This window comes from Oceanobacillus alkalisoli, from assembly GCF_021556485.1.
Classification (GTDB): domain Bacteria; phylum Bacillota; class Bacilli; order Bacillales; family Amphibacillaceae; genus Oceanobacillus; species Oceanobacillus alkalisoli.
In genome coordinates this window covers 1-14217 of the sequence record NZ_JAKGBW010000008.1, presented here as the reverse complement: position 1 = coordinate 14217, position 14217 = coordinate 1, and the positions used below count along the sequence as shown (strand labels likewise).

13 protein-coding genes and 1 pseudogene are annotated in these 14217 nt (G+C 40.0%); 7 read left to right on the top strand and 7 right to left on the bottom strand.

Going from position 1 to position 14217, the window contains the following annotated elements:
• The first annotated feature begins 24 nt into the window (after positions 1 to 24).
• A complete protein-coding gene (locus tag LZD48_RS09510) occupies positions 25 to 282 on the top strand; it encodes a cory-CC-star protein (protein ID WP_235762507.1) in 258 nt (85 codons plus the stop codon).
• Between the two features lie 23 nt (positions 283 to 305).
• Positions 306 to 1229, top strand: a complete 924-nt coding sequence (locus tag LZD48_RS09505; protein WP_235762506.1) for an ArsA family ATPase — start codon at positions 306 to 308, stop codon at positions 1227 to 1229.
• An 82-nt stretch (positions 1230 to 1311) separates the two neighbouring features.
• Here the strand turns inward: LZD48_RS09505 and LZD48_RS09500 are convergent, their stop codons facing one another.
• Positions 1312 to 2184 carry an SDR family oxidoreductase gene (locus tag LZD48_RS09500; protein WP_235762505.1) on the bottom strand — a complete coding sequence of 291 codons (873 nt, stop codon included), beginning with the start codon at positions 2182 to 2184 and terminating at the stop codon, positions 1312 to 1314.
• A 174-nt stretch (positions 2185 to 2358) separates the two neighbouring features.
• On the opposite strand from LZD48_RS09500, the gene LZD48_RS09495 reads away from it, so the two are divergent.
• Positions 2359 to 3654, top strand: coding sequence for an NCS2 family permease (locus LZD48_RS09495; protein ID WP_235762504.1), 1296 nt, complete (start codon positions 2359 to 2361; stop codon positions 3652 to 3654).
• Positions 3655 to 3727: 73 nt separating this feature from the next.
• On the opposite strand, the gene LZD48_RS09490 is transcribed toward LZD48_RS09495, so the two are convergent.
• The 3 genes from LZD48_RS09490 to LZD48_RS09480 are packed head-to-tail and all read right to left on the bottom strand — an operon-like array spanning position 3728 to position 5580.
• Positions 3728 to 4417 (bottom strand): ABC transporter ATP-binding protein, encoded by a 690-nt coding sequence (locus LZD48_RS09490; protein WP_235762503.1) that lies wholly within the window; start codon positions 4415 to 4417, stop codon positions 3728 to 3730.
• Positions 4410 to 4790, bottom strand: a complete 381-nt coding sequence (locus LZD48_RS09485; RefSeq protein WP_235762502.1) for a GntR family transcriptional regulator — start codon at positions 4788 to 4790, stop codon at positions 4410 to 4412. Before LZD48_RS09485 ends, LZD48_RS09490 begins: the two co-directional genes overlap by 8 nt.
• A 4-nt stretch (positions 4791 to 4794) precedes the next feature.
• A complete protein-coding gene (locus tag LZD48_RS09480; RefSeq protein WP_235762501.1) occupies positions 4795 to 5580 on the bottom strand; it encodes a hypothetical protein in 786 nt (261 codons plus the stop codon).
• A 346-nt stretch (positions 5581 to 5926) separates the two neighbouring features.
• Here LZD48_RS09480 and LZD48_RS09475 point away from each other — a divergent pair, with 346 nt between their 5' ends.
• The 3 genes from LZD48_RS09475 to LZD48_RS09465 all read left to right on the top strand — a co-directional run bounded on the left by LZD48_RS09475 (position 5927) and on the right by LZD48_RS09465 (position 9510).
• Complete coding sequence (locus LZD48_RS09475; protein ID WP_235762500.1) at positions 5927 to 7336, top strand: amino acid permease; 1410 nt, start codon at positions 5927 to 5929, stop codon at positions 7334 to 7336.
• 184 nt (positions 7337 to 7520) lie between these two features.
• Positions 7521 to 8789: an alcohol acetyltransferase gene (locus LZD48_RS09470; RefSeq protein ID WP_235762499.1), complete on the top strand. Its 1269-nt coding sequence runs from the start codon at positions 7521 to 7523 to the stop codon at positions 8787 to 8789.
• 1 nt (position 8790) lies between these two features.
• Positions 8791 to 9510 (top strand): DUF6320 domain-containing protein, encoded by a 720-nt coding sequence (locus tag LZD48_RS09465; protein WP_235762497.1) that lies wholly within the window; start codon positions 8791 to 8793, stop codon positions 9508 to 9510.
• Between the two features lie 194 nt (positions 9511 to 9704).
• Here LZD48_RS09465 and LZD48_RS09460 read toward each other — a convergent pair whose 3' ends face one another.
• Entirely contained in the window at positions 9705 to 10613 is a 909-nt protein-coding gene (locus tag LZD48_RS09460) for an RluA family pseudouridine synthase (RefSeq protein WP_235762496.1), read from the bottom strand.
• Positions 10614 to 10825: 212 nt separating this feature from the next.
• On the opposite strand from LZD48_RS09460, the gene LZD48_RS09455 reads away from it, so the two are divergent.
• Positions 10826 to 11395 carry a biotin transporter BioY gene (locus LZD48_RS09455; protein ID WP_235762495.1) on the top strand — a complete coding sequence of 190 codons (570 nt, stop codon included), beginning with the start codon at positions 10826 to 10828 and terminating at the stop codon, positions 11393 to 11395.
• A 211-nt stretch (positions 11396 to 11606) separates the two neighbouring features.
• Here LZD48_RS09455 and LZD48_RS09450 read toward each other — a convergent pair.
• Both LZD48_RS09450 and LZD48_RS09445 read right to left on the bottom strand, forming a co-directional pair.
• Positions 11607 to 11924: pseudogene (locus LZD48_RS09450) on the bottom strand (alpha-hydroxy-acid oxidizing protein); the annotation flags it as partial.
• A 173-nt stretch (positions 11925 to 12097) separates the two neighbouring features.
• Complete coding sequence (locus LZD48_RS09445; protein ID WP_235762493.1) at positions 12098 to 13648, bottom strand: class I adenylate-forming enzyme family protein; 1551 nt, start codon at positions 13646 to 13648, stop codon at positions 12098 to 12100.
• Positions 13649 to 14217: the final 569 nt, after the last annotated feature.

Genomic DNA, 14217 nt, shown 5'->3' with positions numbered 1-14217 from the left:
ATCAATAAAGAAGAAGGTGTTAAAGTGCTGGACCGTCTTAAACGCATCATAGAAATATATGAAGAAATCCTTCGTATGCCCCATCGTACGGAAATTGCCCGTGAATTACGGGAAGAGGACGATATTTTTTTACTCTTGCTTTACTCCGAAATGATTGGAATTCCGAACCCCGTCTACTACTATACGCTGGAACTTTATCCATACATGATTGAGAAGTTCCATGACTGGCATTTACGGATGGGTATGGAGAAATCCCCCCTATCCGGTATTCGTTGCTGTTAATTATTGAGGAAAGGTGGCTTCACATGTTAAACGATACAAAGAAAATCTTATTTATCGGGGGTAAAGGCGGTGTAGGGAAATCAACTTCCGCTTCAGCTATTGCTTGGAGACTCGCTATAATGGGGAAGAAAACCTTACTTATTTCTACAGATCCAGCCCATAATCTAGGGGATATTTTCTCCGTAAAGATTGGCGGAGAACCGAAAAAAATTGTTCAAAATTTATATGCGCTTGAAATTAATCCGGAACACGAGACGACGAAATATATTAATACCGTAAAAGACAATATAAAAGGGGTCGTCCATTCAAGCATGGCTGACGAAGTATACCGTCAGCTCGACACAGTAAAAGCTTCACCAGGTGCAGATGAGGCAGCATTATTTGATAAACTCATTTCCATTATCATTGAAGAAAGGGAAGAATATGACCATCTCGTATTTGATACTGCACCAACCGGACATACAATCAGGCTCCTAACCTTGCCAGAACTAATGGGAGTTTGGATAGAAGGAATGCTTAAGAAACGGAAGAAAACGAATGAAAACTATGTACAGTTATTGAATGATGGTGAGCCAATTGAAGATCCAATCTATGAGGTATTACTGGAAAGGAAAAATCGCTTCCGTAAAGCGCGGGAAATCCTGCTTAATCAGGATCGAACAGGCTTTATCTTCGTTCTCAATCCGGAGAGGTTACCTATTTTAGAAACGAAAAAAGCTATTGATTTATTAGCAAGATATGACCTGCACGTCCATACAATCATCATTAATAAAATACTGCCAAAAGAAGCAGACGGAGCATTTCTAAAAAAGCGAAAAGAACATGAAAAGCTGTACTTGGAACAAATCCAACAGCTATTCAGACAGCAAAAACTCATTCATGTACCACTACTCTCTGAAGACATTACAACGACAGATCAATTACACACCTTCAGTAATTATTATTAAAATACGGGACATGGGGTCAGTGCAAACGTCCCAATTGGGACATTTGCACTGACCCCATGTCCCAACTTCAGTCATGAGAGGTTCAACCGTTTACGATTGTTCCACCGTTTACATGGATGGTTTGGCCTGTGACATAGCTTGCGTCTGCACTTGCCAAATAAACATAGGCAGGTGCTAATTCTCTCGGTTGACCTGGTCGTTTCATTGGGGAATCGCCGCCAAACTGGCCAACTTTTTCTTTATCGAAAGATGCGGGAATAAGTGGTGTCCAAATTGGTCCTGGCGCAACTGCGTTCACACGGATTCCTTTATCCACAAGGGACTGGGACAGGGAACGTGTGAAGGAAGTGATTGCACCCTTTGTCGCGGAGTAATCGATTAAATCCACATTACCTTTGTACGCAGTAATCGAGGAAGTATTAATGATTGCACTGCCCTTTTTTAAATTCGGCAAGACAGCTTTCGTCAAATAAAACATGCTGAATACGTTGGTACGAAACGTTTTCTCCAGTTGTTCACTTGTAATACCCATAAAATCTTTCTGCTGATGCTGCTCCCCTGCGTTATTCACAAGGATATCGATTTTTTTATAATGCTTTAATACTTGCGTCACTGCCGATTCACAAAATGTTTGGCTGCCAATATCACCGCTAATAAGCAAACAGTTCTGTCCTTCCTGCTCCACCAACCGCTTCGTATCATCAGCATCTTGATGCTCATCCAGGTAGATAATCGCAACATCTGCCCCTTCTTTTGCAAAATAGACGCTGACAGCACGGCCGATTCCGCTATCTCCACCAGTAATGATTGCTACTTTTCCTGCTAATTTACCACTGCCTTTATAATTTGGACTTGTATATTCTGGTTCCGGCTTCATTTTTGATTCAATCCCCGGCTGCTTGTCCTGCATTTGTGCAGGTGGGGTTATTTTCCCATTCTTCTCTTCCATTTCCATCGTTCAATTACCTCCTTGGATGTAAGATTATCATGTACGTTCGCGTGTACTTTTCCCATATTCGCGAAAGGTTAATCATCAAGCATCTTTTTGGGATATTTTTTGTTGATTATTGGGGGATTTATCGATAATATATGGAATGTTGGTTAATAACTTTAAGAGAGAATGGTGTGTATGTTAGAGAAATTCTTTAAACTGAAAGAAAATAATACAACGATTCGTACAGAATTCACAGCAGGTCTCACAACCTTTCTTACGATGGCTTATATTGTTGTCGTGAATCCAGCAATCCTCCATAGTGCGGGAGTACCTTTTGAACAAGTGTTTATGGCAACTATCATCACAGCCATCGTTGGCTCATTGATGATGGGGTTACTCGCAAATTATCCGATCGCAATCGCTCCAGGCATGGGGTTAAACGCCTATTTCGCCTCCGTAGTTGCTACACAGGGATTGTCTTACCAAACTGTGTTCGGCACGGTATTTATTGCTGGTATTCTATTCCTCCTTCTTAGCTTAACGACATTGCGGGAGACGTTGATTAATAAAATACCAAATAGCTTAAAATTCGGGATCACCGCTGGTATTGGTTTATTCATCGCTTTCGTTGGATTGAAAAATTCAGGGCTTGTCGTTCCAAATGAGACCAATATTATCGGGATGGGGGATTTAACCGATCCGATGGTGATGCTCACCATTGTTGGATTATTCCTTACGTTAGTGTTCTATATGCTAAACATTCGAGGCGCACTATTTCTTGGTATGATTCTGACAGGAATTCTGGCCTACTTCACGGGACAAATTCAATTCGAAGGCGTTATTTCTGCACCGCCTGCTCCAGTATTTTTCGATTTAGATATCGCAGGCGTTTTCTCACACGGCCTTTATACCGTCGTTATTGCATTTTTACTTGTTACATTATTTGATACAACAGGAACAATCATCGGAGTCGCGGAGCAAGGCGGGTTCATGAAGGATGGAAAATTACCGCGCTCTAAACAAGCCTTGATGGCTGATGCAACAGCTACAACGGTCGGGTCTGTATTCGGGACAAGCCCGGCAACTGCTTATATTGAGTCAACTTCAGGTGTTGCTGCGGGCGGGAGGACAGGACTGACTAGCTTTTTCGTCTCCCTACTATTTGCCTTGTCAATATTCTTCACGCCGATTATTAGTGTCGTAGCTAACGTTCCGGCAATCACGTCGCCAGTCTTGATCATCGTTGGTTCATTTATGATGCAAGGCTTGGCAAAAATTGACTGGAAATCGTTTGATGAAGCATTCCCAACCTTTATTACAATGATTGCCATGCCATTTACAGCTAGCATCGCAACCGGAATCGCAGTCGGGTTCATCACGTACCCACTCATGAAACTAGCAAGAGGTAAAGGCAAAGAAGTTCACTGGCTCATTTACCTGTTCGCTTTGCTTTTCCTTTTGCAGCTCCTATTCTTTCCGATGAACGGGTAATTAGCGGGACAGGGGGTCAGTGCAAATGTCCCAGTTTTTGGGACACTTGCACTGACCCCATTGCTCTCTTCCATCATGCATAGATTTCCGTCATCCAATCAACGATGCTTTGTTTGTTTTCTTTTCTAATATCGTCAACATTATGATGTGCGATGATATATCCGTCCCTGATTGCCACAATTTCATCTAGAATATTTTCCACTTCTCTAATCTCGTGTGTCGTAATTAAGACGAGTTGTTTATCTAAATCTACAAAGGAAATAAGTCCTTTGACAATTGAGTTTCGCACCATCGGGTCAAGACCCGAAAAAGGTTCATCCATCAAGACAACTGGCGCATTTCGACCTAAGGTAAGCACGATTTTCACCCGGCTCCGATTCCCTTTTGACAAATGTTTCAACTTCTGCTGTGGCTCAAGCTTCATAAACTTCATAATTTCATACGCCTTCTCGATATCGAAGTCCACAAATTGACTCGCTTGAAACTCAATTGCATCCTTCACCGTGAAGAAACGATAATATTCATCCAGCTCCGATAGGTAGGATACAGAGGAAGCAATTTTCCGAGTGACTTTTTCACCGTTTACCGTAATATCTCCGCATGTCGGATGATTCAAACCGGCAATCAGCTTCAGTGTCGTCGATTTACCGCTCCCATTTTCCCCGACAAGACCAATTAACTTTCCCTTAGATAAAGTTAAATTCACGTCTTCCAGTGCCCTTTTCGTCCCATACTTCTTCGTGACATCCGTTAACTTAATCATCCCTTATACTCCCCTCATCTAAAAAATTCGCCAGTCCCCGTGTGATTTCCTCTTTTGAATAGCCCATTTCATACATCTGGCGCGTGAAATTCTGTAAGATTTCAGCTTTCATTTCTTCCCGGATTGCAGCAAGCACTGCTGTATTCCCCGTAACAAAGGTTCCTTGCCCCCGCTTTGACTGAACAATTTCCATCGATTCCAACTCCCTGTATGTTCGTTGTACCGTATTCGGATTTACATTCACCTCAATCGCCATCTCACGAACAGACGGCAGCTTATCACCCGCATGCAATTCTCCCCGGATGATTTGCTTCTTGATCAATTCTGCAATCTGTTCATAAATCGGCTTTGAAGAATGGAATAAATCTGCCATTCCACTACACCTCAACTTTTCTATCAATCATCCAACAAGCTGCGAAAAACATAATAATGGAAACAATAAGATCTCTTATAAAATGTCCAATATAAAAAATGGAAGCTTCACTCAGTGTGTTTGCTTCGAAAGCATTATCCATGTAACCAAACTCGAATCCGACGATAATGTCATCCACTCTGATCGGCCCCCATGTTGTGATTGTCTCAACGAATCCCATACTCGTAATTAAGCCATAAACCCATCCGGTAATAAGAAAAAGCATGAATGTCAAAATGAAACTGAGAAAATCATTCATCTGCTGACTAAAGGTTAGAAATATCGACCAGAAGAAAATAAATGTGACAGCTAACCATATTGCCCCGTTAAAGACAACCGCTGTAGAAAGTCCCATAATATTATAAATAGTTTGCTCATTGAAAAAGTCAATGTTTTGATTGAAAAATAGGGAAGATGCTGACAAAGTAACCACGAATGTAACAGCCATAAACACGATACCCGTGAACAATTTGGATAGGAGCAATCCAGCGATGGACATCGGTGTATGCAACCAGAGATGTAATCTTTTTCTTTCTGAACTTAATGTGTAGTGAAGATAAAAAACTAAGAAAAGAATATGAACCCCCATTACAAACATAAATGCCATCAAAATTAACGCTTCTTCATGATCAATTTGTTTCCCTAAAAAATACGCACCAACCATCATTCCAGCATACAAAATCAAAGCAGTAATAAAAACTGGAAAACCAAGCCGAAACTCCTTCTTCGTTAACGCCAACCAAGCACCCATTTTTTCATCCTCCCGTACATTGCATTAGTGTACCACTCAAATAGTACACTAATACTAAAAGAACTGTCAACACCCTTTTTAAAGTTGGGACAGCGGGGTCGGAGCATTTGCCCCAAACACTGGGACAAATACTCTGACCCCACTTTTCAATCTAAATAAACAGATGCGATAACATAATTTTACATTTAGTAAACTATCATCTAAAATAAATTTACAATTCATCTATAGATTTTAACTTTGAACTTTTATATGATTATTTAAAATACTTTAAACAACACGCGTGTTTGTAAGCGCTATCTTTCGTTTGAAGTAGTAGAATTATAACTTTACAGTGGGAGGAATTGGGATGAGTAATCAGCAAGGTCAATTGAAATCTGATTTAAAAGTGAGACATATAAGTATGATTTCAATTGCAGGTGTTATCGGGGCAGGTTTATTTATTGGTAGTGGGGCAGTCATTAATTCCTCTGGACCAGGTGCACTTCTTTCGTATGCTTTTGCCGGGTTAGTTGTTGTCCTCGTGATGAGAATGCTTGGAGAAATGGCGGCAGCCAGGCCAACAAGCGGGTCCTTTTCCACATATGCAAGTGATGCGATCGGACCATGGGCCGGATTTACGATTGGTTGGTTATACTGGTTTTTCTGGACGGTTGTCATTGCAATTGAAGCGATTGCTGGTGCAGCCATTATCCAGTACTGGATACCAGATTTTCCACTCTGGCTCATGGCGCTTATCCTAACTGTATCTCTTACGATGACGAATTTATTTTCCGTCAAATCCTTTGGTGAGTTTGAATATTGGTTCTCCCTCATCAAGGTTGTTAGTATTGTTGCATTTCTGATATTAGGACTCTGTGTTATCTTCGGCTGGTACCCGGGCATCGGCGCTCCTGGTACATCCAATCTATTTGGTAATGGCGGGTTCATGCCAACTGGTTTCAGTTCTGTCTTGATTGGGATAACCGTTGTTATTTTCTCATTTATGGGAACTGAAATTGTCGCCATTGCGGCGGGCGAATCGGAGCACCCAGCGAAGTCCGTGCGAATCGCAACCAATAGTGTCATTTGGAGAATACTTATCTTCTATATTGGTTCCATTGCCATCGTCGTCACACTATTACCATGGAACTCGGCAAATATCTTGGTAAGTCCATTTGTTGCGGTGCTTGATTATGTCGGCATACCAGCCGCAGCGCAAATTATGAATTTCGTCGTTTTAACAGCTGTACTTTCTTGCTTGAACTCAGCCCTCTATGCAAATTCCCGGATGCTATTCGGAATGGCGCAGAAAGGGGAAGCACCGAAAGCTTTCCAGAAGTTGAGTAAAAAAGGGGTACCAGTTCGAGCAATTTTATTCAGTACATCATTCGCTTATGTTGCCGTTATTTTCAGCTATATTTCACCGGACAAACTGTTTCTTTTCCTCGTAAATTCGTCAGGTGCAGTTGCCTTACTTGTTTATCTTGTCATTGCCTTCTCCCATTTACGAATGAGAAGAAAGCTAGAGGAGGAAGATCCAGGATCCCTGAAAATAAAAATGTGGTTATTCCCGTACTTAACCTATGCGACTATTCTATTCATCGTTGGGATTTACGGGGCCATGTTCTTTATTGAGTCCTTAAGAATTCAAGCGATTCTCACTTCCCTAATAGCCGTATTTACCGTTGCTTCCTATTTTATGTTTGTCCGGAGTAAAGAAGCCGTTAAAAATTTGCAGGAGGACATGACGCAAACATCTTCGGAACATACGAGATGATGAAAAGATGTCAAGCACATTGATTTGTGCTTGACATCTTTTTTCCAATCGGGACATGGGGTCAGTGCATTTGTCCCAAAATTCTGGGACAGATGTACTGACCCCATGCCCCAGTTTCTTTCCCTCTCTCCCATATGGTATAATGACCAGGTAATAAAGATACGGCAGGAAGGAGCTGAAAGCTATGGGAAATGATAAATCATGGTACAAATTAGATAATGCCGGGAAACTATATTCCTCTATCATATCCTCCCGTGCGACAACCCTATTCCGACTTTCTGCCACACTTACAACCCAAATTGATCCAGCCTATTTGCAGCAGGCCCTGGAACTAACCCTGGAACGCTTTCCTTTTTTCAAAGTTCAATTAAAGCAAGGCTTTTTTTGGTATTATTTTGAAGGTACCGAACAAATGCCGAAAGTGGAAAAGGAAATGTATTATCCATGTATCAGCTTATCGATTAAAAAGCGTGGTTCTTTCCCTTACCGGGTATATTATTATAACAATCGAATTGCTTTGGAATTGTCGCATAGTATGACGGACGGGACGGGCGGTCTGCAATTTTTAAATGAACTCGTCAAACTATATTTGCATTTGAAGGAATCCATCCCGATTGAGGTGGAGAATATAAGTAATGAACAGCTGCAAATGGAAACAGAAAATGCTTTCCGTAAATATTATGATAAAAAAATACCTGCTCCAAGAACGCGTGTAGGAAGTTCATACAAATTGCCGCTGGAATTAGATAAAAAGGGGTATTATCATATTGTTACGGGAATTGTCTCAGTAGAAGCGCTAAAGAAAAAAGCGAAAGAATATAATGTGTCGATCACTATCTTTCTTACTGCTGTTTATATCCAATGTCTGTTAAAAATTCAAGAAAAAACGTCAAGGCGTAAACGGCCAATTGTCATCAATGTTCCAGTTAATATGCGCTCTTTCTTTCCAAGCGACACGATGCGGAACTTTTTTGTAAGCATTACACCTTCAATTGATGCGCGGCTCGGCGAATATGAATTTGAAGAAATCATTCAGGAGTTAAACATTGAATTCAGCCGTCTATTGACACCGAAAAAATTAAAGCAATACATCAAGCGCAGTGTTATCAGCGAGAAATCTTTGGCGTTACGATTAATGCCATCACCAATTAAAGACATTGTTGCTCCGTCCATTTATTCTTTTTTTGGTGAGGGTCAATATACAAGCGGCTTATCTAACTTAGGCGTTGTACAAGTTCCTAGTGAAATGGAGGCATTCATCGAAAGGATCGAATGCTATCCGCCTCCTAGTATTGGAAATAAAGTGAAGGTCATCCTAATTAGCTACAAACAGCATATGTATATTTCATTTGGTAATTTATCCAGAGATCGCGTAGTTGAGCGCGAATTCTTCCGTAGCCTCAGGCGGTTCGGAATTGAAGTAGTAATAGAAACAAACGATGAGGAGAATTAAAATGGCCTATTGTCCAAAATGCGGTATAAAAGTGGAGAGGGATAACCGGCCATGTCCACTCTGCAACTTCCACATCCCAAAAGTACAAGAAGAAAATGAGGATGTCCTAAGAGTTAAAAAGTTTCCTAAAACAATAAATCCCTATCCGACTTATACAAGAAGAGTGTTGAACCGAATCTTTATCTTTATCACTTTATTAGTTTTCGTTGCGGTCAGTCTTCTGTTTTACATCGACTATGAACTGAATAATACATTTACATGGTCAAGATACAGCAACTTAAGTGTGCTGGCAGGTTGGGTCATGGTCTATTTCACGTTCGGATATGTGAGAAATTATTATAAAGTAATCATCGGCATCGGCTTAGACGCTCTTATCTTATTATTTGGACTGGATATGTTGGATGGCAGCTTAGAGTGGTTTATTCCGTTAGCATTTCCGATTGTCACTGGAACAACGGTTATCGGGATTAGTTATTGGAGTGTGATACGAGCATTATCCGTTAGAGGTTTTAATGTGATTGGATTCTTATTCATCGCGATTGTAATTCTCACGATGTGGGTTAACTTTTTCATTCAAAATTACCAAAACAAAACAGATCCATTATATTGGATTATCGTTACCGCACTACAATTACTGCCTGTTTTATTAATTATGCTCTATGTCAGATATGGGATGCCCGAGCGAATCAAACAAAAAATTGCACGGAAATTTCATTTATAACGTGAAACGTCATTCAGTGGATTTTTCCTTATCTTCTCCACTCCATGTTAGTTGAAAAGGATCAGGGATTTACGGAATGTCTATCCCCCTGCCTTCACAAGTTGGGTTTCCCTTATGTTTAGAAATGGGGGATTACAGACCGTTAATCCGTGATAAATAAATGGAGGGTGACAGCTAAACTGCACCCTCCCCTTTTATTTAGATTTTTTTATGAAAGACGCTGGTACATCCGCTTTAAACGTCATCAATTTATTTGTCGCCGGATGATGGAAAGCTAATACCTTCGCATGTAGTCCGAGCCTTCCAATTGCATTTCTCTCCTTCGATCCATACTTTTTATCTCCTACAACCGGGTGGCCCAGATCTTGCATATGAACCCGAATTTGATTTTTCCTGCCCGTTTCTAGATTCACTTCCAATAAAGAAAAGTCCGCATTACCCTGAATAAATTTATAGCGGGTTTTCGCGAGTAATCCGTCATTAGGCGTTTGGCTGGAATACATAATATGTGTTTTCGTTTCTCTAAGCCAAGACGTGATGTACCCTTCTTTTTTTGAAACTTTTCCTTCCACGAGTGCCGCGTATGTCCGTTCTTTCACCATGGTCTTCCAATTATCCTGCAGTTTCCTTTTCACGTCATTTGACTTGGCAAACAGCATAATCCCTGACGTATCCTTGTCTAAACGATGTACGATAAAAATGCGGTTATCGGGATTTTCCCTTTTCACATATTTCATTAATTGATGCAGAGCGGTATGTCTTTTCTCTTTCTCTGTTGCAATCGATAATAATCCCGCTTCTTTATTGATGACAAGAATATCATCGTCCTCATAAAGAATTTGCACGCCAATTAACGCATCTTGTTTGATAGCAGCTTTGTTTTTTAAAATGGTGACCGTTTGACCGGGTTTTAATTTGTAATTAAACTGCTTCTCGATTGCGTCATCGATCATTACTTGGCCTCTGCCGAGAATCGATTTTACAGAGTTCCTGCTTCGAGTAGGCATTGCCTTGAATAAAAAAGATAGTAATTCATCGGGTTCTTTCACCCGGACGATAATTGAGTTGGCATCTTTCCTGTAGTTGGATTTCTTTTTAGGCATGTGATATACTCCTTAAAATATTGAAGTTGTAATGATTCCATCATACACCCTTTAACTAAATAAGAACAATCCCTAACCTTTTTTTAAGAATTAACAACCTTATTGTCAACCACGAAAATAAATAGTTGACAATTAATTTATTGCGTTATACAATCCAAATAATAAGAAAATTATCGGGTAACTTATCACAAATCAAAAAGGGGTTTTGTTCGATGGATGCAAAAAGCAAAAAACTTAGAATTTTACTCAATTGCTCAATGTTCGCAAGCGTTACAGCAATACTGGCACAAATTGAAATCCCCCTCCCCCTCATTCCCATCAGTGGTCAGACGCTCGCAGTTGGGATAGCAGCGACCATTCTCGGCAGCCGACAAGGCGCACTAGCAATGGTTTGCTATGCAGCTATCGGCGGAATTGGACTCCCTGTCTTTGCCGGTTTTGCTGGTGGTCCGCAAGTTTTAGCAGGACCATCTGGAGGATACATTTTTGGCTTTATCGCAGCTGCTTATGTGACCGGATTAATCCTTGAGAAAACGAAATTCTCTATTACAATGGCGCTTGTTGCTAATATAGCTGGAATGGTTGTGACACTACTTTTTGGTACGATACAATTAAAAATTGTATTGGATTTGAGTTGGAGTGCTGCACTTGCAGCTGGTGTCTATCCGTTTCTTGTGGTGGGATTTATTAAAGCATATTTGGCTAGTTTGATTGGGATTAAGGTGAGAGAGCGGTTGATTGATGCGAGGTTGATTGTGGATCGAAAGAAAGTTGCATCCTAATATACTATTGAAGATACTTGATAAAAATTCATTGTCCAAAGCTTTAAAAACAAAAAATCCCAATACCAATCTTTTCTGGTATGGGATTTTTCATGCACCACTATTAACGCATGCAACCAATTTGAGAATAAAAGATATCAAGTTCGGTATGCAAATGTTGTTATGAATATTTTAATCTATTTAATTTTTTCTTAAAATCGATGTACCCAACCTACTGACTTTGACCGGAGAGCCCCATCGTAATATCCAAATCGGCGAGCATATGCTGCAATACTTCCTTAACCCCCAGCTGACCGGCAGCAGCAAGTGCCGAACCAACTTCTCCTTCCTTATGAATAATGGATTGCACACCAATAGGTGCATGCAAGATAGGAGACGGATAAATCTGGCCAAATAAATTTATTGACAAGTCTCGCTGTTCAACATCCCGAAGCATTCGTGGGACAACCTCAACGCCAGTAAACGCTTTCAAATTTTCTCGCATTGTATGTTCTGCACCAGCTCCGCCTGCGATATAATAATATGGTCCATCTTCTAGTTTTTCTCAATCCTCAATAATTACTGGAAGCCTATCAGGGCCAGGACGATGCATCGTGGAATAAATCTGATATTGAATCATGTTTCCGATATTTTCCATGAAATATATCTCCAATTCCTTACTTTTGAAGATTATTTACCATTACTTTGCAAATGAAAATAGTCTTATCTTTTAGTTACATTATCTAAATATCTCGCACGCAACTGATATTTAAGTAACTTTCCTTGAAGACTTCGCGGCAGTTCATCAACAAAATCGACGCGTTGGGGAATCTTATATTTAGCTAGTTTCCCGGAACAAAAATCTATTATTTCCTCTTGATTTGCAGATTCCCCTTCTCCTAAAACAATAATAGCAATTGGTATCTCTCCCCATTTTTCATGAGGTATACCAATGACTGCCACGTCGGCAACTTTAGAATGCTCATGTAGAACTTCTTCAATTTCGGCAGGGTAAACATTGATAGCACCTGAAAGAATCATATCTTGCTCCCTATCGACGATATAGTAAAACCCCTCTTCATCCTGTACACCTACATCACCCAAACCGAGCCATTCCCCTTTAAATGATTCAGCTGTCGCATCTGGTCTATTATAATATTCATCAAACAATGTGATTCCCTTTACGTAAAATGCTCCCGCTTCACCAGATTGGACGGTATTCCCTGCTTTATCGATAAGCTTCACTTCCATGCCAAGCATCGGTACTCCTACAGATCTGTTTTTATTCCTTTGATCTTCCGGGAATAAGTTTGCAGCACCACCGAGTTCCGTTGCCCCGTAGAATTCATTAAGGTCCGCAGTATTGAAGTATTCCAAGATTTTATTTTTGGTATTCGTATGGAGTGGTGCTCCCACCGAGATTATGGACTGTAAAGAAGAAACATCATACTTGTTTTGAATCTCTTCCGGCAACGAAAAAATAGCATCAAACATTGGCGGGGCCAAAAAAGTAGAAGTCGGCTTTTCTCTTTCAATTGCTTCTAAAACTTCAATTGGATGAAACTTTTCTAGAATATGAACTGGATTCCCGACAAAAAAGTTCGGCAGCGCAATTGAAAAAGCCGCTGCACCGTATAATGGGCCTGATGCCAACCCTTTTCCATTTCTTCCTATAGCAAATTCAATGCTGAAAAGTAAAGCAACCAAATATAAACTTCGATGTGTTCTTAAAGCCCCTTTAGGACGACCAGTTGTTCCACCAGTGTACATAATCGATATCCGATCAAGTTCATTCAATGTTTCAGATGGGATTGGTTCATCATTCGAAAAACTAGAAATCCAGGCTTCATATTCGAAATCTCCAATATCAGTGGCATTTCCAACAGTTATAAAATGCCTTGTCGTTCGAACCTTGTTTGAAATAGCAATTATTTCATTTGAAAATCGACTATCGAAAATAAGAACACAGGAATCTGAATCATCTAATACATGTTGGATTTCAGGACCAACAAATCTGGAATTAATCGGAACAAACACTGCACCAATTTTGCTGCATGCAAAGACAATTTCAAATAACTGGTTGCAATTCATTAACATAAACGCTACTTTATCACCTTTTTTAACTCCAATATGTTGCAAGGCATGTCCCAACTGATTAATGCGACTATTGAATTGGTGATATGTAAATCTCTTCTCCATAAAAGATACTGCTTCTTTTTCCCCGTAGCGAATTGCATTTAATTTGATTGGATCGCTGAACAGCATGTGCTGCATCCGTCATTCCCCCTTGGAAGTTTTATTCTAATACGTGATCTAGTCGTATTACCTGTAAATCCACCCACCTTTCCAGCTAGCGTTTACTATACATTTTACCATAAGATTGATTATTTTCTATAAACTATTTATAATTATTTTTCAGAATTCTGCACCCTGACTCTTATTTATGCTTTGCTAAACTTAATGAATTTCATAATACGTATTTAATGCATCACCATCACCATATGTAGTTGAGTTGGTTCGTTCCCAACTACATATGGTGATGGGAAAGCCGACTTTGGTAATTATGAAATTCATTCAAACTAACTAACAAAGAGGCTGGGACAAAACCGCAGTAAATAGAAAATCGCTTCGCGCAAAAAGCGTGAAGCGATTTTCTATTTACTCTTATTTTACTCAACAAAAAGGACACCTTTTGATAAAATTAAAGTTACCACAGCAATAATTCATCACAAAAGAGGTGTCCTTATGTTTAAACATTATAACATGAATCAAGTTGTTTTGCCGCTAGATTTAGAAATGAAACTACAAGAAAATGATATTGCCTTTGCGATTCACGATTTAGT